Source organism: Maribacter sp. (assembly GCF_039968975.1).
Lineage (GTDB): Bacteria > Bacteroidota > Bacteroidia > Flavobacteriales > Flavobacteriaceae > Maribacter.
Genome location: NZ_JBDVOT010000158.1, coordinates 26,260 through 48,698, shown reverse-complemented (window position 1 = coordinate 48,698; position 22,439 = coordinate 26,260). Strand labels below are relative to the sequence as shown.

The 22,439-nt window shown below is 34.8% G+C and carries 21 protein-coding genes and 1 pseudogene; 4 read left to right on the top strand and 18 right to left on the bottom strand.

Features of this window, described 5'->3' with window-relative positions:
• The 18 genes and pseudogenes from ABJI11_RS10905 to ABJI11_RS10820 form a co-directional block, all read right to left on the bottom strand.
• Positions 1–2,058 (bottom strand): annotated as a pseudogene (locus ABJI11_RS10905) (glycosyl hydrolase); the annotation flags it as partial.
• A 327-nt stretch (positions 2,059–2,385) separates the two neighbouring features.
• Positions 2,386–3,123: a DUF5995 family protein gene (locus ABJI11_RS10900; RefSeq protein WP_348352049.1), complete on the bottom strand. Its 738-nt coding sequence runs from the start codon at positions 3,121–3,123 to the stop codon at positions 2,386–2,388.
• Between the two features lie 72 nt (positions 3,124–3,195).
• The gene (locus ABJI11_RS10895; protein ID WP_348352047.1) at positions 3,196–3,969 is read right to left on the bottom strand and encodes a DUF1080 domain-containing protein; all 774 of its coding nucleotides are present in this window, start codon (positions 3,967–3,969) and stop codon (positions 3,196–3,198) included.
• A gap of 214 nt (positions 3,970–4,183) precedes the next feature.
• Positions 4,184–4,663, bottom strand: coding sequence for a DUF4625 domain-containing protein (locus tag ABJI11_RS10890; RefSeq protein WP_348352045.1), 480 nt, complete (start codon positions 4,661–4,663; stop codon positions 4,184–4,186).
• Between the two features lie 56 nt (positions 4,664–4,719).
• On the bottom strand, positions 4,720–5,532 hold the full coding sequence (locus ABJI11_RS10885; RefSeq protein ID WP_348352043.1) for a DUF4625 domain-containing protein: 813 nt from the start codon (positions 5,530–5,532) through the stop codon (positions 4,720–4,722).
• A 40-nt stretch (positions 5,533–5,572) separates the two neighbouring features.
• Positions 5,573–7,942, bottom strand: a complete 2,370-nt coding sequence (locus ABJI11_RS10880; RefSeq protein ID WP_348352041.1) for a TonB-dependent receptor — start codon at positions 7,940–7,942, stop codon at positions 5,573–5,575.
• 164 nt (positions 7,943–8,106) lie between these two features.
• Positions 8,107–8,493 carry a hypothetical protein gene (locus ABJI11_RS10875; protein WP_348352039.1) on the bottom strand — a complete coding sequence of 129 codons (387 nt, stop codon included), beginning with the start codon at positions 8,491–8,493 and terminating at the stop codon, positions 8,107–8,109.
• A 61-nt stretch (positions 8,494–8,554) separates the two neighbouring features.
• Positions 8,555–8,965: a hypothetical protein gene (locus ABJI11_RS10870; RefSeq protein WP_348352037.1), complete on the bottom strand. Its 411-nt coding sequence runs from the start codon at positions 8,963–8,965 to the stop codon at positions 8,555–8,557.
• 16 nt (positions 8,966–8,981) lie between these two features.
• Positions 8,982–10,223: an ABC transporter permease gene (locus ABJI11_RS10865; RefSeq protein WP_348352035.1), complete on the bottom strand. Its 1,242-nt coding sequence runs from the start codon at positions 10,221–10,223 to the stop codon at positions 8,982–8,984.
• Entirely contained in the window at positions 10,220–10,849 is a 630-nt protein-coding gene (locus ABJI11_RS10860; RefSeq protein WP_348352033.1) for an ATP-binding cassette domain-containing protein, read from the bottom strand. Before ABJI11_RS10860 ends, ABJI11_RS10865 begins: the two co-directional genes overlap by 4 nt.
• Positions 10,850–10,864: 15 nt before the next feature.
• On the bottom strand, positions 10,865–12,061 hold the full coding sequence (locus ABJI11_RS10855) for a GTP-binding protein (RefSeq protein WP_348352031.1): 1,197 nt from the start codon (positions 12,059–12,061) through the stop codon (positions 10,865–10,867).
• Positions 12,062–12,074: 13 nt separating this feature from the next.
• Positions 12,075–13,034 carry a GTP-binding protein gene (locus ABJI11_RS10850; RefSeq protein ID WP_348352029.1) on the bottom strand — a complete coding sequence of 320 codons (960 nt, stop codon included), beginning with the start codon at positions 13,032–13,034 and terminating at the stop codon, positions 12,075–12,077.
• The gene (locus ABJI11_RS10845) at positions 13,024–13,980 is read right to left on the bottom strand and encodes a prolyl oligopeptidase family serine peptidase (RefSeq protein WP_348352027.1); all 957 of its coding nucleotides are present in this window, start codon (positions 13,978–13,980) and stop codon (positions 13,024–13,026) included. Before ABJI11_RS10845 ends, ABJI11_RS10850 begins: the two co-directional genes overlap by 11 nt.
• Positions 13,981–14,031: 51 nt before the next feature.
• Complete coding sequence (locus ABJI11_RS10840; RefSeq protein ID WP_348352025.1) at positions 14,032–15,678, bottom strand: alkaline phosphatase PhoX; 1,647 nt, start codon at positions 15,676–15,678, stop codon at positions 14,032–14,034.
• Positions 15,679–15,718: 40 nt separating this feature from the next.
• On the bottom strand, positions 15,719–16,096 hold the full coding sequence (locus tag ABJI11_RS10835) for a hypothetical protein (RefSeq protein WP_348352023.1): 378 nt from the start codon (positions 16,094–16,096) through the stop codon (positions 15,719–15,721).
• 152 nt (positions 16,097–16,248) lie between these two features.
• Positions 16,249–17,013 (bottom strand): hypothetical protein, encoded by a 765-nt coding sequence (locus tag ABJI11_RS10830; RefSeq protein WP_348352021.1) that lies wholly within the window; start codon positions 17,011–17,013, stop codon positions 16,249–16,251.
• A gap of 21 nt (positions 17,014–17,034) precedes the next feature.
• Entirely contained in the window at positions 17,035–17,703 is a 669-nt protein-coding gene (folE, locus tag ABJI11_RS10825) for a GTP cyclohydrolase I FolE (RefSeq protein ID WP_348352020.1), read from the bottom strand.
• Positions 17,693–18,097 (bottom strand): MerC domain-containing protein, encoded by a 405-nt coding sequence (locus ABJI11_RS10820; RefSeq protein ID WP_348352018.1) that lies wholly within the window; start codon positions 18,095–18,097, stop codon positions 17,693–17,695. The genes folE and ABJI11_RS10820 overlap by 11 nt, the downstream gene beginning before the upstream one ends.
• Positions 18,098–18,178: 81 nt before the next feature.
• Between ABJI11_RS10820 and ABJI11_RS10815 the strand changes: the two genes are divergently transcribed.
• The 4 genes from ABJI11_RS10815 to ABJI11_RS10800 all read left to right on the top strand — a co-directional run bounded on the left by ABJI11_RS10815 (position 18,179) and on the right by ABJI11_RS10800 (position 22,439).
• Entirely contained in the window at positions 18,179–18,559 is a 381-nt protein-coding gene (locus ABJI11_RS10815; protein WP_348352016.1) for a transcriptional repressor, read from the top strand.
• A 143-nt stretch (positions 18,560–18,702) separates the two neighbouring features.
• A complete protein-coding gene (locus ABJI11_RS10810) occupies positions 18,703–19,005 on the top strand; it encodes a hypothetical protein (protein ID WP_348352014.1) in 303 nt (100 codons plus the stop codon).
• 240 nt (positions 19,006–19,245) lie between these two features.
• A complete protein-coding gene (locus ABJI11_RS10805; RefSeq protein WP_348352012.1) occupies positions 19,246–19,935 on the top strand; it encodes an ABC transporter ATP-binding protein in 690 nt (229 codons plus the stop codon).
• Positions 19,936–19,940: 5 nt separating this feature from the next.
• Complete coding sequence (locus tag ABJI11_RS10800; RefSeq protein ID WP_348352011.1) at positions 19,941–22,439, top strand: TonB-dependent receptor; 2,499 nt, start codon at positions 19,941–19,943, stop codon at positions 22,437–22,439.

The window sequence follows — 22,439 nt, the reverse complement described above, 5'->3', positions numbered from 1 at the left end:
GTTAAGAGTTACGTATACTCCAAATTCTGTTGCGGCAAATAGTAAATCTTTTTTTACATGGTCTTGTACCAATCTCCAGATCAATAATTTGTTCGGTAAATTTCCATTGATTAAAGTCCAAGATTTTCCCTTATCAGTACTTTTAAGAATGTACGGTTTGTAATCTCCGTATTTATGATTGTCTAATGCTGCATATACTACATTAGCATCAAAAAGATCTGCTCTAACATCATTTACAAATGGCGTATCTGGAACACCTTTAATAGTGTTTAGGCTAAATTTTCTCCACGTAGTACCACCATCTTCTGTAACCTGAATTAATCCGTCATCAGTACCAGCATAAATCAATCCTTCTTGTTTTGGAGATTCGGCCAATGAGGTTATGGTGTTGTAGTTAGACATTGCCTTAATATCCCAGGCATTGTCCCAGCTTTGCGATGTTCCGTAATAAGGAAACGTCATTCTTTCTTGATCAAGTGTAAGGTCTCCGGAAATAGGATTCCATGCATCTCCTCTATTTTCTGATTTCCAAACACGTTGCGATGCAAAGTATAAACGTGTTGGGTTATGAGGGCTCACAAGAATTGGAGCATCCCAATTGAAGCGTTCAAAAGAGTCACCTTCCCTAGCTTGAGGTTGAATAAAAACACTTTCTAATGTTTTACTATCAATTCGCCATAAAGCCCCTTGTTGAAACTCACCATATGTAATATCAGGATTACCAGGTTCCGTAGCAGTTTGGGCGCCATCTGCACCTAAAGTTTTCCACCAATCAGCACTGGCAATACCGTCTGAACTTCTAGTTCTTGATGGTCCGCCATGAGAGCCATTATCTTGAGTACCACCATATACATTGTAAAAAGGCTTGGCATCATCAACTGCTATCTTAAAGTACTGGGTAATAGGTAAGTTTCTTACATATTTCCAGCTTTCAGTATTATCAAAACTTTCATAAAGACCACCGTCTGTACCAATAAGCAAATAATTTGGGTCAGATTTTTTAAAAACCAATGCGTGGCTATCACTATGTTGGTTGGACCTGCTCATTTGAGAAAATGTTTTACCATGATCCGTAGTAACTAAAGCGCTATTGTTCATAAAATAAACGGTACCTTCTTCATGAGGCGAGGCTATAATTTCTTGATAGTAATGTGGACCGGTACCTCCAGAAACTGCCTCTGATTGTTTAACCCAAGATTCACCTCCATTGGTAGACATATAAAATCCACCTTTAGTTCTATCAAGTTCAAGCGCTGCATAAATAACTTCAGAATTAAAAGGCGACATTGCTAAACCTGTTTTACCAAGGTTGGATTTAGGAATACCGTTTTTAAGCGGTTTCCAGGTTTCCCCACCATCTGTACTTTTATGTAATCCAGAACCCGGGCCACCACCTAAATAACCAGCAACCGTACGGTGTCTTTGCCATGTAGCGGCATATAAAACATCTGGGTTGGTTGGATCGATCAACATATCTGTAGCACCTACCCATTCGGCATCGCCAAGAGTACGTTTCCAAGTTTTACCACCGTCAGTAGTTTTATATACACCACGTTCGCCACCTTTGCTCCATAAAGGACCTTGAGAAGCTACCCAAAGGGTATTGGAATCTGTTGGGTGAACAATAATTTTTGAAAGATGTTCTGAATTTTTCAGACCCATATTTTTCCAAGTCTTACCATCGTCATGGCTCACATAGATACCATCACCAAAGCCGGCATGGCGACCACCTACATTTTCACCCGTACCTACCCAAATAGTGTGTGGGTTACTTGGGTCTATGGTTACACAACCCATGGAGTATACATCTTGTTTTTCAAAAATGGGTTTCCAAGTAGTACCGGAGTTCATTGTTTTCCACATACCGCCAGAACCTACGGCAACATACCAGATGTTTTCGTTATCCGGATGAATGGCAATATCAGCAATACGACCAGAGGTCATAGCAGGTCCGATATTCCTGAATTCTAACCCGCTAAATGGGTTTTTACTTTTTTCTTGCGCACGCAAAGAGACGCCTAAACTACTAATGCATAACAGCAGTAGAAAGGACTTCATAATAGTCTTCATAGTTGGATTGGTTTGAGATAATGTTAAAATATAAGTCACTATAAAACAATAGATTGGAAGGTGTAATCTTAGCAAAATTCTAAGGGAGATATCTTTTAGATATAAGACCGAAATCCATTTATTTTATATGCTTGAATTTAGCGAAATAAGATGGTCTTTTAAGACTATTTAATATCGTTTTAACGTACAATTACAAAAATGATAATTGTAAGAAGAATTTTTCACAATCGGGCATTAAAGAATTGTCATTTTTGAGAAAATAGAACTCAAAATGTTAAAGAAAAAATGGGTTTTAGATATTCATTTGCAACTAAACTAATCCTCTCGTAATCTAGAAATTACCAGGCCTACGTTCTTTTCTTCAAACTTGCCTAAAAGCCTTAGTGCGTAAGTAACTATTTTTGATTTTGGTGCTTTTATAAATTCGCCAAGTTTTAACACGGTGTTGTCCATTTGACGAATGGCGGCATCTTGGTGACCATCTCCTAATCCCCAAAGTAGATTTGCATTTATCCATGAAAGTTCACGAGCTTTAGCCAAACTAAAGTTGATAATTTGTTCATCGGTATTTTTTCCTGCGAAATCTAAAAGAAATAGTAATGGAGATACACGACTAAGGCGGTCTTGCATTTCATTGACGATATTACCAAGAATGGTATTTACAGTATTAAAATCATTTTCTATATCACTTATTTCTTTGCCTTGCATTACAACGCTAGCTGCTAAACCCAGATCAAGATTAATGTGGGTGTTGATGCCTAACATGATATGCTGTAGAATGGTTAACAGGTCGTTTTTGGTATCAAATGCAAATTGCCATGATTTACTAATTGGTTGGTTTGCGGTATAACCATTGTATGCATCAATGTAGTAGTTGGCAAAGGCAACATCAAAAGTTTCCATTCTAGCATTATCTTCGAAATTGCCTAATTGTACTTCATTCAGAATTTCAGCGGTAACCCGTCTGTATAAAAAGGCAAAATAACCAATACGGTCGTTACTGGAGATGGCATTTTCTATAATGGCATCTAATTGAATTAAAACTTCTTGTATGGTGGTGGGTCGGCTAATAGTATTGGTCTTAAAATATGAAGTTTAATTTCTAAATTATGGTTAAGGTATTGTTTACAACTCCCTAATTTTTACATTTCTAAACCAAGACTCAAAATACCAATTTTGAAATGCAATTTTACCATGTGTTGCTTTACCGAAACCAGGTGCGTCTTTAAATTTGGAGCTGGCGACCTTGTTTCTCCATGTGGGGGAGTTTATTTCTTCCTCGGCAGTGAGTATACCATTAAGGTAAAATTGAATTTTACCGTCTTTCTGGATAATACGGGTGGTATTCCATTGCCCTACCGGGTTAGCTTCAACGGTATTTAACTGTGGGGTCAAGCCCCATATGGTACCAGGTCTTTTTAAAGGAGTTGCTGTATCCATATGTTCTGGTTCCAATAATTGGTATTCTATACCAGTGTTGTAAGTAGCCTTATATTCTGGTGTTTCCTGGACGTTGATAAAAGCACCTCCGTTACCTCTGAGAGCCATTTGCCAATCGAATTGCAGCTCATAGTTTTTATAAGCTTTATCGGTAACTAAATCTCCAAACACTTTACTTTCATCCGTAGCATTGCAAAATATCATTCCATCTTTTACTTCCCATGCAGAGAATTGTGTGGAATCTGGTTTATTGAAAAGATGCCAGCCTTTTAATGACTCGCCATCAAAAAGTAAGCTCCAACCCTGCTCTTTTTCAATATCCAATAACTCATTGTGAACCTTGTTTTGAGCTGCTATTTCTTTAGAACGTAAAATCTCAAAATCTTTTTTTTTATCGGTCTTACATGAGGTTGTGAAAAGCACTATTGATGTTAGAATGTAAAGGGAATATTTAGTCATTGATGTAATCTTAAATTATAAGTTGATAAATGCAGCCGGGTTTATCAAAACTAAAGTAGTGATTACAAATTGAAAATACTACTTGATACTAAAAGCAAAAAATACTAATAATTTACAATATAACTTATGACCGCATTATAATTTAAAGATGTTGGCCAATAGAATATCAGAAGTACAACAGCATCACTACTATGACTATTCTTTTAGAAAAGAATTACTCCACAATTTTTATATCTATTGAAGTTCTACTCTGCCAACCAGTTGCATCTGTTACCGAGTATGCACAGTGGTAATCGCCGGTATCTATATCATTTGGTATGGTTACCGGTATATTAATTTCATAGCTGGTAAGAGATCCTTCAATAGTATAATTTTCAATGAAAATTAATGGATTTACAGATTGTTTAATGTCTCCTAAATCGCATTCCGTTACTTGGTCATCATGTGTGTGATGGTCAAAATTATGATGTATATCAATGCTGTAAGCAGCCAATTCGCTATTGTCCGTAACCATAGCCCTAAAATTATAGGTTTCGCCTTTTGTTAAGAAAGCACAACCTTGCGGAAAACCAGCGGTATAATTAACGCTAATGGTAGGTACCTCTTCATCTATTTCAGTACTATCATCACTAGAACAAGCTGCTGCTAAAAATATAATAACTAAAAAGTAAAAGTTTTTAAATGTAGATTTCATAAAATTAAATTTAAAACCTCACAGCACAAAGGTGTGTTGTGAGGTTTTGATTATTGTTAAGCAGTTATATCTATATGTGATTCAAATTCAATGGTGTTACCATCCTCATCTTCAACTGTAAAAGTGATATGATATTCTCCTGCAGGAGCAGTTGTAGGTACCTCAATATGCTCATGAAATTCTGCTTCCGTTTCTTCATGATATCCTTCTAGAAATTCTTCCTCAAAATCCCACTCTACTTCTCCTTCTGCAGGTGTAAGATCATGGGCATGAAGATCAACAGAGATACTGTGAATACCGTTTACTGCTTCAATCATAAATTCTATGTGAAAATCATCTCCTCTTACTACCGTTTCACTCATTTCAAAACCGCTAATGGTAATGCTGTCAATGATTTGAAGGTGACCGTCCACTTCTGTGCTATTTCCCAATTCATCGGTTACTAATAGTTCAACATGGTACTCCCCTGAAGGAATATTGGAAGGAACATCTATATGTTCATGAAACTCAGGATTAATAACTAAGTATTTAGCATCTGTAAATACTTGTTCAAATTCCCAGTCTATTTCACCTTCTCCAGCGGTTACCCCATCTGAATGAATAGAAACAGTAATACTGCTTACAGTTGCCGGGGCATTAATTTCTGCCTCTAAATGAATATCGGCACCTTTAAGAGCATAGGCTTCTTCTGATTCGTTATTTTCACCTTCGTCATGAAACCCCTCACCAAATTCAAAATTGGTAATTTCTGGTGCGCTCAATGAAATGGTACTATCATCATCATCGCTACTACATGATTGTAAAAAGAGTCCTGCAGACGCAACGATTGCTAAAAATTTTACATTCGGTTTAATACTAATTGTTCTCATGGTACTTAAATTTAATTACTGATTTATGATTATTGATTGTTTAAAAAACTATTGTTAGTGATAATGATATATTTCTACCAGCTTCTGGCACATCTATTAGCCTGTAAAAACTAGTATGATTAAAATATTTGGTGTCAAATACGTTGTTCAGCTTAATTCGCATTTCTAAGGGTAAATTGTTTTTGAACACATCTATTTCTGATAAAAAAGACATATTTAAAACTTGAAAACCATCGGTTTTTTCTTCGGGAGGAACAATTTCTTCTTGTGCCGCGGTAATTCTATAGTCTGCAATGAACTGAGGTTTATTGAAAAACAAAAGCTTTTCAAATTGATACCTGGCAGATAACAATCCAGATAATGGCGGGGAAAATGGTAATGTAAATCCTTCTTTTGGTCCGCTGGTTTGCTCTGAATACACATACTCTACAGAGGCATCTAACTGTAAGTTATTGGTTATTGTGGCACTCGCGTTGAGTTCTCCTCCTATCCTAAATACTTCAGCTTGTGTATACTCGTAAATTTGTATGGTTTCATAATAACTTGAAGTCGGATTGAGGTAAATGTAATTTTGAAAAATGTTTACAAACGGACTAACCCCAATACTAAAAGAGTTTTCTGTATGTTCTACGGATAAATCTAGCTGGTATGATACTTCTGGGTCTAAATCTAAATTACCTCTTTCATAGCGATACATATGATAATTAACTCCGTCTGAAGCTAATTCGTTGGCCAAAGGCATTCTAAAACTTCGACCAACATTTATTTTGTAATTGGTTTTGTCCTTAATATAACTCAATCCCAAGGACGCACTAAGACTACCAAAATCTAAAGTTTTGTTTCTAGACCTTTGTTGGTGTATATATGATGTTGAACCATCGGCATTGTTTACCGTTGAAGGGTACCAATCAAAATATTCCTTGGTATCTACCCTGCCAACATCATAACGCAATCCTCCTAAGACATGAAAATTAGTATTTACTTCAAACTGATCATACGCAAAAATACCTGCTGTAAATCGATTATATTCTGGTATTAAAAATCCCCATCCACCAATATTATTATTTTGATATTCTGTGTTTAAGCCTAGCACCATATCATGCTTTTCTGTAGGGTTAAATGAATCTCTAAAATTTAATGAGTATGTGTTTTTGATAAACAACCTTTCTTTCGTGTTTGGCGGTGTTGGCATATAGCCGTGCGGCACAGGTTCTGAATGTTCTTCCCTGTTATTGTTTTGGTACCCAAGGTCTACTTGTAATAGATGTTCCCCGGCACTGATAGAAGTATTATTTGTTATTTTAAAGTGATTTACCTTGTGGTATGGAAGGTCAATATCTCTGTTTGAGCTATCGTAATCTATACTAGATGTACGAACTTCAAGACCGTGTGCGTTGGCAAAGAATCCGTTTTTGGCATTTACATTGCTAAATACGGTTTCAGACTTAAAACCTTCTGTAATATAGCCAACACCCATACTGGCATCTGCTTCGTTCCCGGCAGTATTTCTTAAGTTATTGTCATCTAACTCAAAAACATAGTTTTCATAGTTGATTCTGTCTGCAGGTACTTTGTAATCCCCGTAATCTCTGTAGGTTAATCGCCCACGGTAAAACCATTTATTTTTTCTTGAGGTTATACCCGCAGAAACACCCAATAAATCATTGTTACTTTCTCCAAGAATATTGACTTCGCCACCAAAAGTGTTCGGTAGCGGAGTTTTGTTTGGTTGTATATCTACCACACCTGCAATGGCATCTGAACCATATAATAAAGAAGCCGGACCTTTAATGATTTGTATATTTTCAATACCGTGCTGGTCAATTTCTAAACCATGATCATTTCCCCATTGCTGTGCTTCGTGTTTTATACCGTTTTGTACCACAGCAACCCTATTGAAACCTAAACCTCTTATAACTGGTTTAGATTGTCCAGAGCCAATATTTATAGTGCTTACACCTGCAATTTTACTCAACGTTTGCATTAGTGTATTCTCTCTATTCTGATTTAGAAATTCTTTAGATACTGTCTGAGAAACAATAGGCACTTCCATGACTTCTCTTCTTTTAGTTTTTCCATTAACCTTAACTTCTTCAAGCATAGTAGCAGATTCTACTAAGAAAACTGTCAATTCTTTTATGTTTTGGCCTACTTCAACACTAATAGTTGTTGGTTCACATCCTATATGAGATACCGTAAGAGAGTGTGTGCCTTTAACTACATTAGAAATGGTAAAAGCACCCGTTTCTGAAGAAACAGCGTAAAAATTTTTTCCGATAATAGTGGCACCTTGCGCCGGTGACATATCTTTTGCGTGTTGCACAATGCCTTTTATTTGAAAGGAATCTTGTGCTAATACAGTTGAGCAAAGACTAAAAAATAGCCAAATACCCAGTATTTGTTTAAACATAATGGAGTGCTAAAAAATTGAATTGATGTTCTGTGAAAAAAGGAACCATTACAATATCTATACGCATAACTAATTTGAAAATAAGTTGAGTTATAACTAACCTAATGTCTTAAAGCGTAAGACAGATAGATTACTTAATTTCAAAGCAGGTATGTAAAAAAAATTTATAGTATAGAAGGTGGAGGTCTAGAAAATAGTGCTCTTGTAATAATAGTACTGGTAGCCGAATAGTTGTAGTTGTTAATGACCTCTATCCGTACATAAAGCAGTAAAGTTTCTACCAGAAAATCGTTAAGTTCATTAGCTATATTTGGAGTCAGGTTTTGTGAAATAGCATAGTCACAAATAGTACAATTATCTACTTCATCTGCATTATGTGTTTCAACCAGAGCATGAATACCCGTCAATTTCGTAGCTAGAAAAAGAACAAGTAAAACGGAGGAAATAACTATTTTATATCGACTAAAGTTCATTAAAATGAAAGTGGTGTAACGCTGTAATGTAGCAATTGGTAAATAATATCCGGCAAAGATATAATTTTTTTGACACAATGCAACTAAGTTGCATTAGTAGTGTTGTTAAAGATGATTTGTATTTGATTGAGCAGTTTGATTATTTCAATATATAACCAGAGCAGTCAGTAAGTATATAGTTAAAATGTTCAATGTCATCTTTATTTAGTTTAAGCGTGCCTGTAATAACAACGATATCATCTGTTTTAAAACTTGGTTTAGATTTGAATTGAATTTCCACCGCTGTTTCTGGTCCACCATTACCACAAAAGAAACATGATGCCATCGGATTTTTTGATAATATAATCATATCCCCTGTAGGTGATATATCTAAATAATAACCGGAAAGAGAAACTTTCTTACCCACAAGATTCGACATTTCTGTGCTAAATTCAGGGTATAAAAAATTAGAATCATAGGCAACAAAATACTTTTCAGTGTATGTTATATTAGCCAAATTTTCCCAAGTAAGATGAACTTGACCTACAGCGCTCATTGAAATGAGCATCATTAGTATATAGAGATAGTTATTTTTCATCGCTTAAAATTTTTGAAATATTCATTTTTAATATAGGAAGTATGGCCAGCAAAATAGATAGCATGGCTATTATCGATATTATGAGTAAGGTGCGTATCATCTGAGGTGTTGAAAATGTTAGCATAATATCTTGTTGAAACTGAGATTTAAAAATATTAACGATTAAGTGCAACCCGATTTGTGAAAATAAAAACCCGAAAAACATAGAAACCAATACCATAATAATACCTTCAATGGCAACAATACAGAACAACTGAAAATTACTTGCCCCATAGGTACGCATTAAAGCAAGGTCAAAAGCACGTTCTTTAACCATTTTATAGAGACTTATAAAAATGGTAATACATGAAATGAGTACTATTATATAGGCAATCCAAGAAATAGCCTTAACCCCAACACCTGTAAACTGAAATAATCGTTCTAATTCATATTTGGGCAATGCGGCTTGCATATTGGTTTGGGCATTAATAGTTCTTGGCATGGTCATTAAACCCATTGGGCTTTTAAATGAAACTAAAATAGAGGTGATTTCTCTTTCATCTTCTTCATGGATATCATGTTCATGTCCCTCTTCATGTGCTTCATGCATTTCCTGTTTTTCATCGTGTTCAGGTTCATGCTCGTGTACATCCCAAATACTGGCTAAATTGGTTACAATAAGTCTGTCTATTACTTTAAAAGTTGGTTTGTAGATACCAACAATAGTAAAAGACTGTTCGTGCTCTTCTATGGTGTTTTCGGTTAATCCATGAGAACTTAAAAACGTATCGCCTAGTTTTAGTCCTAATTTCCTAGCAACGTCATTTCCTAAAACAACCTCCATAGTATGATTTATCTCTTTACCCTCTAAAAGCTCTGCTTCATATATTTTTGCAAAATCTAAAGTAGATCCAACAATACGGTAGCCCTTATAGTTGTCGCCATATGAAATAGGTACCGCATCTTTGATCATTGGGTTTTTGGACATCTTCTCAACTTCTGTATACGGAATATTACCGGTAGGATTATCAATATGTAATACAGAGGAAAGTACTAATTGCAAAGGACTACCCTTTGCGCCTACTACCATTTCTATATTTCCTGATCCGTTTTCAAATTGGTTTTGTATAGAAGTATCTAATTGTTGAATGCCAAGTAATAGTGCTACACTAATAGAAAGTGAGAATACACTTAGAAACGCATATAGTGGCTTATTTAGTAAGTTTTTAAGACTAATGGTCCAGTTGTTCATAATGTCATCACATTTTTAAATGATGATTTAATTCGTGCGTCATGGGTTATGACTATCAAATTTGCCTGATTTTCTTGGGCTTGTTGTTGTAGTAAATTCATCACAATTGCGCAATTTTCATCATCTAAACTAGAAGAAGGCTCATCTGCAAGTATAAGTTTTGGCTGATGAATTACTGCCATGGCTATACCCAAACGCTGCAATTGCCCTACGCTAAGCTCATTGATGTTACTTTTTTTAAATTCGAATAAATCTAATTGTTTCAATAAAGCATCTATATTTTTTTGATAGATAGATTTTTTACTGAAAAGAAGACGTGCTTTTAGATTTTCATAAACATTTAAAGACGTAATTGCATGACTTTTTTGAAAGACGAGCCCAATGTGTTGTCCTCTAAATTTGTCTAGTTGCGAATGGGATAAATAATTGATCAGTACCTTATTAATTTCAATAGAGCCATTGGTAGGTCTTTGTAAACCGGCTAAAAGGTGTAACAACGTAGTTTTTCCAATACCAGATTTACCAAGAATAAGTAAATGTTCTTGTTCTTTAAGACTGATATTAGGAAAGCTAAATTGCTGTTCGCTTTTTCTATATTGAAATTTAAGATGATCGGTCTGTACCATTTTAATATTACCTTTTTAAGCTATTGGCCACTGATCTTGTCTTGGAAATAATTGTTGTGCCCAAAGGTTGATTTCAGGTTCTGTAAGCACACAATTTTCCAATTCTGAAATCATTTCTTCTTTGTTTATATGTTGACCTATGAATACCAGTTCTATCTTTCTATCTCCAAAATGAACATCCCAATCTGATTCTATCTGTTTTTGATTTTCAGCAAAAGCACCGTAGCCTACACGCTCTGCCAATGACATAGATGCCCACCATACTCCTGCAGAATCAGCTTTGCAAGAACCACCTGCAGAACTCCAAAGTAAAGCCTGGTCTGAACGAGAAGCCAACCAAAACAAGCCTTTACTTCTAATAATGTTTTGAGGAAAACGCTGGTTTAGATAATTTAAAAATCGTTCTGGGTGAAATGGTTTTTTACTTCTAAAAACAAAAGAACTAATACCATATTCTTCAGTTTCTGGCACGTGTTCATTTTCTAATTCTTGTAACCAACCAGCTGATGCTTCGGCTTTTTCATAATCGAACAAACCTGTGTTAATTACATTTTCTATTTCAACCTTAGAATTTTCAGCATTAATAATGCGTGCCTCTGGATTTAATTTTTTGATAATTGCACGTAGTTCTTCAAGTTCATCATTTGTCACCAAATCAATTTTATTAAGAATGATTACGTTGGCAAATTCAATTTGATCGGTCAATAGATTTACAATGGTTCTATTGTCGCCCTCAATATTTGTCAAATCTCTACTAGTCAAATAATCCGAACTTGAAAAATCTTTTAAGAAATTAAACGCATCTACAACGGTCAGCATATTGTCTATATAGCTGAATCGGCTTAAATCAATAGTACCGTCTTCACTTTCAAATGTAAAGGTCTGCGCTACTGGGATTGGTTCACTAATACCGGTACTTTCAATCAACAAATAATCAAACCTATTTTGTGCAGCCAATTTTTCAACCTCTATCATAAGGTCCTCTCGCAATGTGCAACAAATACAACCATTAGACATTTCTACCAGTTTCTCTTCCGTTCTTGAGAGTGTATTTTCATTTTCTATAAATTGGGCATCTACATTTACTTCGCTCATATCATTTACAATAACAGCGACTTTTAAACCTTCTTTATTATGTAGAATATGGTTAAGAAGTGTCGTTTTTCCAGCTCCTAAAAAACCACTTAATACAGTAACAGGTAATTTTTTCATGTGTTCAATTCTTTTATATGTTTTGGCTTGTTTCAATAGCGTGCTCCAGAATACTAGGAGTACTACCAGGTCCAATAGTTAACAGTTTAGCTCCGGTAATAGGAATTCCCCTAAATGGTCTAATGGAAACGTTACCATCTGGTGTTCTTTCAAAATAGGTGTAATCTTCTTCGCTACCGATTGTAGTGCACCCTTTGACCCTGAGTATACTATCAGGTAGGTTTTTACAAATTTCATAGATACAATCTAAGTTTGGTAATTTGGGAAGGTCTATAGAGCAAGAAGCCCAATGTGCTTTTTGATGGTCTAACTTTTTTGCGATATTTTTATTTGGCACAAGCTCTGTCAAAATGGAAATATCTAAATCGTTTAATGTAACTATTTTGGCATATGGGTTTAGCTCTTTAATTTCCTTTCTAACCTTTGTTTGTCTGCTTTTAGAAGAACTTTCTAAATGGGTTAACACAAGTAGCGATGACACTTGAATCTGATTAGTTTCCAATTCATTATGTTCTCCCCTATTTTGCCAGTTTTTAACATCAACAACAGAAATTTGAATAGGAGGTAAAAATCGCTCATTAAGCCCTACACCAAGAAATTCCATTAGTGTACAGGCATCTGAAGTTCCGTTAGCTTCAATTAATGTTATTCCGTATGGTCTTTTCGGAATTCTATTTACCGTATCTCTAAGTTCCATAATACCGTTACAACAAATACAGCTACCACTAAGGGCCTTAATAGAATTCAACTCTACACGATTTGTTAGTTGTTGTGCGTCAATATGGGCATTCTCGTAATCATTTAGAATAATATAGGGGTTCCAGCCTTTATCAATAAAACTGTTGATTAAGTATTTGAGTAAGGTTGTTTTACCTGCACCTAAGAAACCCACAATTGTAATTATGGCTTCCATATTCAGTTTTACTTGTTTTGTTCTTGTTTCGTATATTTTAAACCACTCTTTATCTTCCATGAAGCTCCATGTTTGGTAACTCGTTTAAGTTTTTTAAATAGTAATCAAAAAAGCTTTTGGTTTGGTTAAAATAGGTGTTGCGATATTCTCTTATACCATGGTCAGCTCCTTCAAATAAAATAAACCGAACAGGATGTTTATATTCATAAAGTTTAGTGACCAATTCTAAAGATTCTGACGCTTTAACGCGCCAATCTGAACTACCGTGCATTAGTAATAGTGGTGTGGTTTTGCATAATTTGTCTGCCCAAAAAACAGCAGATCTAGATTTTAGTTCCTCTTCTTTGTTCTGATAATAATTTGGAATATATTTTGAATACACATGCTCTTCAAAATCTGGTCTATTTTTAAGATGGGTAAAAGCGTTGGCTGAACCTGCAAGTACTACCGCTGCCTTAAAAATGCAAGTTTCTTTAAGTGCTAAATACGTCATCATGCCACCTCTGCTGCCACCCTCTATTCCAATTCTAGAAGTATCTGCGTTTGTAATTTCATTAAATGTAGGCACGAGGTTTAAAACATCGTTCAAATCTTTTCCGCCAGCTTCTTCAACACCTTCACTACCGTCGTTTCCACGATATTGACTTGCAGCAACGACATAACCCCAGCTGGCAAGTTTTCCTAAAAAGAAGCCTATACCTACTTCGTTCCATTGACCGAATTTACCTGTTCCACCTCGGTTAGATATAATGCATGGAAAATTACCGTCTTCAATTGGTTTAGCTATAAAACCTTTAATTTTTAAAGAATCTGATAAATAGGTGATGCGAAAAAATTCAACCTTTTTAAGAGATGCCACGAGCGTAGAATCAGCTCTTTGAATTAATGCCATTGTAGAATCACTCAACGTAATTCTCTCTTTTTCTATAATTTTTCCATTCTGCGAATGAGCTTTATTAACCAATAAAACCAAAAGTAAAAATATAGAAAGTTGATATCTCATCATTAAGCCTTTTGTTTCGTTTATATCGTCAACTTAGATGTTTGAATTAATTGATCAGGAAGTGACTTCAATTCTATTTAGCAAATTCATTTTTTCAATTAAATCGCCGGTTATTGCAACTACAGCAGGTTTAGGAATTTTATCTGCATCAAAAGGCCATGTACTAGTAGGTTGTTTTATATCTTTTGTTTGTTCACCTGGGTGCTGAACACTCAAAAACAAGGTTTTACCATCTGGTGAAAACCACGGTCCGGTAAGTTCAGCATCTACCGGGGCCGAAACAACACGAATAACCTTACCGGCATCATTACCTAATCTTGGGATTACAAATAAACTATTATTTTTAAAAGCCATGTATGGCTTATCTTCTCTATTCATAGAGCTGCCAGACATGTCTGATGTCATCCAAAGATTTCCGGACATATCAAAAGCTAAATTATCAGGACATGAAAATCCGTTTTCATCGCCACCGGCTAAATACGTTTCTGCATTAAAACTCAAAGCATCAAAAGCACCGTTGTTTTCTTCAACCTTTAAGATAGAACCATGAAAATCACCTTTAGGTTTATTATTGGTCAATGTAATAAAGATGTTACCGGTAATAGGATCAATTTCAATATCTTCTGGTCTGTTCAATGCTGTTGCTCCTAATAGTTTTGCAGCTTCCCTAGCTCTTATCAAAACTTCGGTTTGGTCTTTAAATTTTGTTTTCAATATGGGTTGATTTTCCCAATCTAAAGCCAACCATTTACCGTTTACCGTATCGGCTACGTAAAGTGTTCCTTCTTTTAAAGAACCTGGTTTAGAAGAAATAAATTTATACAGATGTTCATCATTTTTGTCATCTGCGGTATAGGCAACCACTCTTTTATCCTCTAATTCATATAAAGTACAGCACTCGTGTGCAAACCTGCCCAAGGCAATATGTTTTTGTGCAGTCCCGCTCTTTGGGTCAACTTCAACTACCCAACCATAATGCTCTGGCGGATAGTTATAAAATTTTTCCCATCCATAATAACTAGGTCTGTGGGTAGCTGTATTGCTCTCGTCATATTCAGTTTCGCCAAAACAGCCGTCATAGTTTTCTTCACAGGTAATAAATGTTTTCCATGGTGTAATACCACCAGAGCAATTACTGTTTGTGCCAAAAACGGTACTTGCGCCTTTAACAGGAAAATCCCAATTTAATTTAATTGGAGTTTTTGCGGTAATTCTACGATTATGTGAATCATTTTCAACTATTTTCCAAGTACCATTTTCTTCTTTAATACGTACTATGCTACCGCCAACATTGTACATTTCTTTATCTACCTGCTCTTTTGTTTTAGGTTGCTCGTTTTCTTTAGATGAACTATAGTTAGATACAAAAAAAGGATTTATATACTCATGGTTTACCCATAATAGTCCGTCTTTTGGATTATTATCGTCAAAAGGAATGAAACAGGTGAAATCATTATTGAACCCAAATGTGTCCGTATCACTGATTTTATCTCCCCATTTAACAATGGTATGATAATCAAGTCCATTTGCCAATACTAAATCATCTTGGTCAGTTGCAGCTACACCTTGTAAAGCAAAAGCCTTCAATGCATTTAGCCTTTCTTTTGATATATTTCCAAAAGCATTGGTTGGTGTTGCAGTACTACCACAGCTAATTAAAAACTGAGGCATAACCACAGTGCCTAACCCAGCTTTTCCCATAAAGGAAATAAATTTTCTGCGATTATATGTCATAGCATTTTTAATTAAAATGAAATTTTTCTTGACAAATTAAATTTGAATAAATGGGATAAAATTTATGTTCATTTTGCTTGTAAATTTTTCCTTTTATAGAAACGGATTGGAAGCACATTTGACTTAAGTCATTACTGAGTTCTTTAATTTTATAATTTAAATAGTACGAAAACAGTAAATTTTTAGAATGGTTGTTATCCCAACATCTAGAACAACTTTTTTGCTCTTCAATTTTTGTATAAAGTTCTTCTAAGCCTGTGGTTTCTCTAAAAAATTGGGTACCCATTGCATCTAAAATAATTTTATTATCACTGGAGAGTATAAAAAATATGTTTCCAATACTTTTTGCTTTTATTAATGCTTTAAGGTTTTCTATTGTTTTCAAATCCTTTGAGAATGTATTCCCTAATGAGGTGTAGAAATAGTTGTCATAACTATACATACAATCAATTATAGGTTCTAAATTATCTGTAGGACATAAAAGAAATAGGTTGTTTTGCATTAATAAAATATGATAAAATATTGATGATTATGTAGTTATAGATTTTTGAATGCTTCTGTTTCCATAATAGATACCGATTTAAAATTGTTAGGCTCTTCTGTGTTTATAACATCAAAATTTCTAACATCTACATAATCGTTAAATTCTTCACTAGTGTTGATAATTACGCCACCCAAAAGAAATATTCTCTTACATGTGAATTCACTTAAACTCATTTTCACCAATTGTTTTATTTGTTTGTCTATGGCGATATAAGTATAATCGGTTATGGCTTTTTTAGGATTATCAGAATTGATGATATCATGCTTAAAAGGCATTAACGATTGTTCTAATTGTATTTGCTGTTGGTCGTAATATACATTTTGAGGTACGTAAATTGGTTCCTCGGTATTTTGGCTAAATCGCTCAAGAGCAAGCATTAAGGCGCCACAACTATTTGTTAACCTAGATTGGCCAATTCTGCGCATACGACCCAGTTCTCCTTCATCTGTAATACCAATATGTGGACCGTAGAATATAAATGCATCTCCGTCATCTGGAATATGGTGAGAAAAAGCGACCATGCCTGTAAATCCAGAAAATGGTAATCCGCCAAGCCCACCCATGGTAAAAGGTCTGCTTAAAACTTTACGAAAATCTGTAGAAACATTTACATCATCTGAACAGACAGAAGTAGCAAACAACATTTTTTTTAGATCAGATTTATACTCCGTTTCTAAGAGAGATAAATAGCCTTCTGTTATTTCATTACCTGTTTTTGCACTAGGGTAATGTGTGTTTACCGTTTCTTTAATTTTCATAACTGTATCTTGTAGATTAGTTTATAAATTGTCTCCGTTCTGTAATGCATTAAAAAATTCTGCTCTTATTTTAGCTTTGTTAAACTCACCATCATATTCAATAGTGGTGGTAAAACTATCTTTGTCTTTAATTCCTCTTGATGATACACAAAGATGTTTAGCAGTAATCATTACAATGACATCTTTAGTATTTAAAATGCCTTGAAGGTCCTTTAAAATTTGTAGAGACAAACGTTCTTGTACCTGTGGGCGGTGTGAATAATAATCAACCAGACGGTTAATTTTAGACAAACCGATAACCTTATCTTTTGGAATGTATGCAATATGTGCATGACCAGTAATTGGTAAAAAATGATGCTCACAAGATGAATCTATAGTGATGTTTTGCTCAATAAGCATTTTTTTATACTCGTACTTATTCTCAAAAACTGAAAGCTTAGGTTTGTTTTTTGGGTTTAAACCGTAAAACAATTCTTTTACATACATTTTAGCAAAACGGTATGGCGTTCCAGACAAACTATCATCGGTTAAATCTAAGCCTAGTTCTTCCATTATTTTAGAAAAATGATGCTGAATATTTTCTATTTTTTCATCATCACTTTTGTCAAAGGCATCTGCCCTTAGCGGCGTTTCTACGTTAGAAGAAATATGGTTGTCTCCTATGCTTTCTATATGTTCTTTATCTTTCATTTACACAGCAATTATCAGTAGCACATTTACAGTATTTTCTATTATATAAATGAAGTATTACCAATGCTATAGTAGGAACATATATGGCTACTTCGGGTATAGGGAATAGTTCTAACTTCTCATTTATTATGATTGCAGATAATACAAAATAACTTATCCATATTAATGGTTTTAACCAATTAATAGTAGTGGTTTTTGTAGTCCAAAAAATGGCGGCAAATGAAATAATTAGAAATAAATAATCCAAAGATTTCCACCAATTAGGAGGACCACTAGATAATGTTGTCGCACTAGCTTGAGCTAGAAATAGAAACGGTGTGGCAATACAGTGTGCAAGGCAAAGTGTACTGGCTAAACTGCCTAAAATGTCAGATTTCTGTTTAAGTAATATCATTGAACTTTGTATTAATACAACTGAGTTGCAAATGTAGATATAAAATTTGTTAATGCAACAAGGTTGCGTTATATTTGTTGTATGGGAGTAATTAGAAAAACCAAAGCAGTAGAAGTTTTGCTTAATGAATTCAATACTAGTGATGTAGCTATTTCTGCGAAGGCATTAATTAAGCAGTTAGGGGATACATTTAATAAGACTACTATTTATCGTGTGCTAGATAAGCTAGAAGACGATGGTATTCTGCATTCCTTTTTAGGAAAAGAGGGTCTAAAATGGTATGCAAAATGTAATGGTTGTACTTCAAAAGAGCATAAAGATGTTCATCCTCATTTTCAATGTCTTAGTTGTGGCAGAGTTGATTGTTTGTCATTTACCGTACTACTACCTCAAATACCGAACAGAAAAATTGAAGTATCGCAGTTATTGATTCAAGGTAAATGCGAAGAGTGTTTTGTGTAACCTCTTATTAGAATTAGTTGAAAAATAAGCATCCGGAGTTTAACTATAACTGTTGCTTGAATAAAACCCAATTTTTTATTAAATAGTTTTTTAAAATTAATTCTTAAATAAATCATAATAATATTTATTTTTACGGCTTGCAGATGAAAAACAGTAGTCATCTTATTGCCATATTTTATGTTTCCTTGATTCTATTGTTCAAGGTAGCTGGCTTGCACTCGCTTTCTCATCATGCAGACGATAATGACATTCAACATTGCGAGGTTTGTCATATAACCACAGCTGTTAATTTTACTCCGCTCTTAAAGACACAACCCCTTGTTGTTCCGCAAATAGAATTTTATGATTGTGAGCCAACGATTACCATTGCCGCTCCAGTTGTAGCCTTAAACGATAGGCATTTATCTAGTTATCTCTATACTAGACCTCCTCCACAATTTATTTAATCCGTATGTCATGTTTTAGATACCTGAAGTTTGGGTATTAAATCATTTTTCATTGTTATTAAGATTTTTAAACGTGCTTTTTTTAGCTAATCAATCTTTAATAATACGAAATTCATCATATGGACAATGCCTTTATTTTAAGGTAAACTTCAATAATTTTAAAATACTCAAAAACCGTGTTAATTGCGGTTTAATGATGTGTTACTACAAGTACTACCAATTTTAATACACAATAGTTATATGCTAAAAGCATTAAATATAACCAAGTCCTATAATGGAAAAATGGCATTAAAAGATGTTTCTTTTGAGGTTTCAAAAGGAGAGATATTTTGTTTGTTAGGACAAAATGGTGCGGGGAAAACTACCACCATAAACATTTTTTTAGGGTTCATTAAAAAAGATGGCGGGCAAGCTTTTGTTGGCGATAAGGAGGTTGGAAAAGATGATACCAATCAACTTACCGCGTACATACCAGAAACAGTTCAATTATACGGTAACCTTACAGGTATAGAGAATCTTAATTTTTTTAGCAAGTTAGCTGGCTTTACGTATTCAACATCAGAATTAGAGGCTTTCTTAACCAAAACAGGCTTACAGCCAGATGCCCAGCACAAAAGATTATCAGCTTATTCTAAAGGAATGCGCCAAAAGGTGGGAATTGCGGTTGCACTTGCCAAAAATGCAGAAGTAATATTTATGGATGAACCTACTTCTGGTCTAGATCCTAAGGCTACAGCCGAATTCACCAAGATTTGTAAAGAACTTGCTAAAATGGGAAAAGTCATTTTCATGGCTACGCATGATATTTTTAATGCCGTAGAATTAGGTACCACAATTGGTATCATGAAAGAAGGTGTTTTGGCGCAGAAGCTAAAAGCCAGCGAGATTAACGCAAATGAATTAAATCAACTTTACCTAGAAACTATTTAGAACAGATGAACAACTATATAAAAATGATACTAGCATTGCTAGTATGTAATGTAACACTTGCCCAAAATTCAATAACGGGTAAAATTATTGATAACGTAGGGCAACCAATTTTTGGAGCCACTATTTCTTATACCTATGACAATGCGTCCAGAAAAGCCGGTACTACTTCACAAGAAAACGGAGACTTTAGTTTTGAAATAAAAGAAACCGGAAATTATCAAATAACAGTTAGCTACATAGGCATGAAAACGATGCGTTTTCAAAAAGTTTTTGATCAATTACAAGATTATGATTTAGGTAGTTTAAAATTACAAGAGAACATAGAGCAATTACAGTCGGTAGAAGTTATTGGAAGAGCCAGAACAGATTACAATAGTGACTATTCGTTCTCTGCAACAAAAGTAGCGATCGCCAATAAAGAACTACCGCAGGCAATAACATCCGTAACTAAAGAATTAATTTCAGATCGACTAGCTTTTCAATTACCCGATGCGGTAAAAACCGTAAGTAACGTATCTGTTACAGGTTTATATAATCATTACAATATTAGAGGTATTACGCAAGCGGATGACGGGCAGGTACTAAACGGTATGCGTACACGTCAATACTATTTTCTACAACCAATTACCTCTCACCTAGAGCGTGTTGAAGTAATAAAAGGGCCATCATCGGTAACTTTTTCAAGTGCTGACCCAGGGGGTACAGTAAATATGGTTACTAAAAAACCATTGACAGAAAAGCGTAGCGAAGTTTCGTTAACAACAGGAAGTTTTGGAACCATTAGGGCTACTGCTGATTTTACGGGTCCGTTGAACGAATCAAAAACGTTATTATATCGTTTTAATGCTGCTATTCAAGAAGCAGATTCATTTAGAGATGTGGTAAACAACAATGCTATTTTGTTTTCGCCTTCATTGAGTTATATCCCAAATGAAACTACATCGTTAAATGTAGAAATGATTTATAGCGACGCTGTAGGTAATTTAGATAGAGGTCAGCCAATTTTTGGTGCTATTAATGGTGAATATGATTTAGATAGTACCCCGATTACGATGAACGTTGGTGCATCTAGCGATCATTACAAGAATAAAGAGTTTATATTCATGGCTAACTTCAGTAAAAAGTTATCTGATAATTTAGGTTTCAACGCCCAGTTTATGAAACAGACTTGGGATGAAGATTTAGCAGAACATAGAGTTGATGGTACAGCGGTAGATATTGATGGAAATGTGATACCAACGCTAGCTAGAATGCGTTATGATGAAAGACAGCAATATTGGGAAACTGATAATTTTAGCACCTACTTTACGTACGATATTAAAACGGATAAGATTACCAACAAGTTACTAGTTGGTTATGACGCTACACGCTGGGAAAGAAAAATTGGTGCAGGTTTTTTGCGTGCCAGAAGATACTTAACGGTAGATGGTGGTCAATCTAATTATGATCCTGCAAATGCAGCTAACTTTCAGCAGATGGTGGTAGACGGTGTTACTATGCCAGTACCTGCAGTACCTCATTTTAATTTAGAAGATCCTTTTAACGGTGCTAGAAATACTAATGCGTATAATCTTGCAGAATTGAGTATTCCTGCAAATTTGAACACATCAAATGGTTTCTATATTCAAAATCAGTTCAAGGTAGGTAAATTTTCAGCTTTGGTAAATCTACGATATGAGCGTTTTACTGATATTTTTGATTATGAAGGCGATGAGCAAGAGTTTACAAATGATGCTATCGTGCCTAGATTAGGTTTAACCTATGAAGTATCCAATACCGTTAGTGCGTATGCTACTTATTTAGAGGGCTTTCAGCCGCACACCAATACAGTTTCGTTATCACCAACTGCGGAAGGTTTCTTTTGGTCCACGTCACCAAGTAGGTTTGATCCTCTTGAAAGTAGCTTAACAGAGATTGGGGCAAAGGGTGAATTCTTAAACGGAAAAATATTTGCGAACCTTGCTATATTCAACATTACGCAAAAAAATATCCTTTTAGGTGATACCTATGATTTGGACAATTTGACTACTAGAGGAGAACAAAGAAGTAGAGGTTTTGAGATGGATGTATCTGGTTACATATCATCTAACTTTCAAATTACCGCATCTTATGGTTTTGCAGATGCAGAAATTGTAGAAGATGCCATAGAAGAGTTCATTGGTGAACCTATAGGTGGAGCTCCAAAACACAATGCAAATATTTGGGGGCGATATGATTTTACAAATGAAACCTTAAAAGGAATAGGCTTTGGTTTGGGTGCTCAATTTATGGATGAACGATATACGTGGTACAACCCTACATACGATACAGATAGACTATTATTACCATCATACACTGTATTTGATGCAGCGGTGTATTACAAGCCTAATAATACAGGTATACAACTAACCTTAAAATTGAACAATTTGTTTGATGAAACGTATTGGTTAGGTGGTCTTAACCCTTCTAGACTAGGTCCTGGAGCTCCTAGAAATGTATTGCTGAATGCAACCTATAAATTCTAA

Excerpts from the sequence above, each read along its gene's own strand:
- ABJI11_RS10895 (WP_348352047.1), bottom strand. The coding sequence starts at position 3,969 with ATGACTAAATATTCCCTTTACATTCTAACATCAATAGTGCTTTTCACA.
- ABJI11_RS10890 (WP_348352045.1), bottom strand. The coding sequence starts at position 4,663 with ATGAAATCTACATTTAAAAACTTTTACTTTTTAGTTATTATATTTTTA.
- ABJI11_RS10885 (WP_348352043.1), bottom strand. The coding sequence starts at position 5,532 with ATGAGAACAATTAGTATTAAACCGAATGTAAAATTTTTAGCAATCGTT.
- ABJI11_RS10880 (WP_348352041.1), bottom strand. The coding sequence starts at position 7,942 with ATGTTTAAACAAATACTGGGTATTTGGCTATTTTTTAGTCTTTGCTCA.
- ABJI11_RS10870 (WP_348352037.1), bottom strand. The coding sequence starts at position 8,965 with ATGATGCTCATTTCAATGAGCGCTGTAGGTCAAGTTCATCTTACTTGG.
- ABJI11_RS10865 (WP_348352035.1), bottom strand. The coding sequence starts at position 10,223 with ATGAACAACTGGACCATTAGTCTTAAAAACTTACTAAATAAGCCACTA.
- ABJI11_RS10860 (WP_348352033.1), bottom strand. The coding sequence starts at position 10,849 with ATGGTACAGACCGATCATCTTAAATTTCAATATAGAAAAAGCGAACAG.
- ABJI11_RS10855 (WP_348352031.1), bottom strand. The coding sequence starts at position 12,061 with ATGAAAAAATTACCTGTTACTGTATTAAGTGGTTTTTTAGGAGCTGGA.
- ABJI11_RS10850 (WP_348352029.1), bottom strand. The coding sequence starts at position 13,034 with ATGGAAGATAAAGAGTGGTTTAAAATATACGAAACAAGAACAAAACAA.
- ABJI11_RS10845 (WP_348352027.1), bottom strand. The coding sequence starts at position 13,980 with ATGATGAGATATCAACTTTCTATATTTTTACTTTTGGTTTTATTGGTT.
- ABJI11_RS10840 (WP_348352025.1), bottom strand. The coding sequence starts at position 15,678 with ATGGGAAAAGCTGGGTTAGGCACTGTGGTTATGCCTCAGTTTTTAATT.
- ABJI11_RS10830 (WP_348352021.1), bottom strand. The coding sequence starts at position 17,013 with ATGAAAATTAAAGAAACGGTAAACACACATTACCCTAGTGCAAAAACA.
- folE (WP_348352020.1), bottom strand. The coding sequence starts at position 17,703 with ATGAAAGATAAAGAACATATAGAAAGCATAGGAGACAACCATATTTCT.
- ABJI11_RS10820 (WP_348352018.1), bottom strand. The coding sequence starts at position 18,097 with ATGATATTACTTAAACAGAAATCTGACATTTTAGGCAGTTTAGCCAGT.
- ABJI11_RS10815 (WP_348352016.1), top strand. The coding sequence starts at position 18,179 with ATGGGAGTAATTAGAAAAACCAAAGCAGTAGAAGTTTTGCTTAATGAA.
- ABJI11_RS10810 (WP_348352014.1), top strand. The coding sequence starts at position 18,703 with ATGAAAAACAGTAGTCATCTTATTGCCATATTTTATGTTTCCTTGATT.
- ABJI11_RS10805 (WP_348352012.1), top strand. The coding sequence starts at position 19,246 with ATGCTAAAAGCATTAAATATAACCAAGTCCTATAATGGAAAAATGGCA.
- ABJI11_RS10800 (WP_348352011.1), top strand. The coding sequence starts at position 19,941 with ATGAACAACTATATAAAAATGATACTAGCATTGCTAGTATGTAATGTA.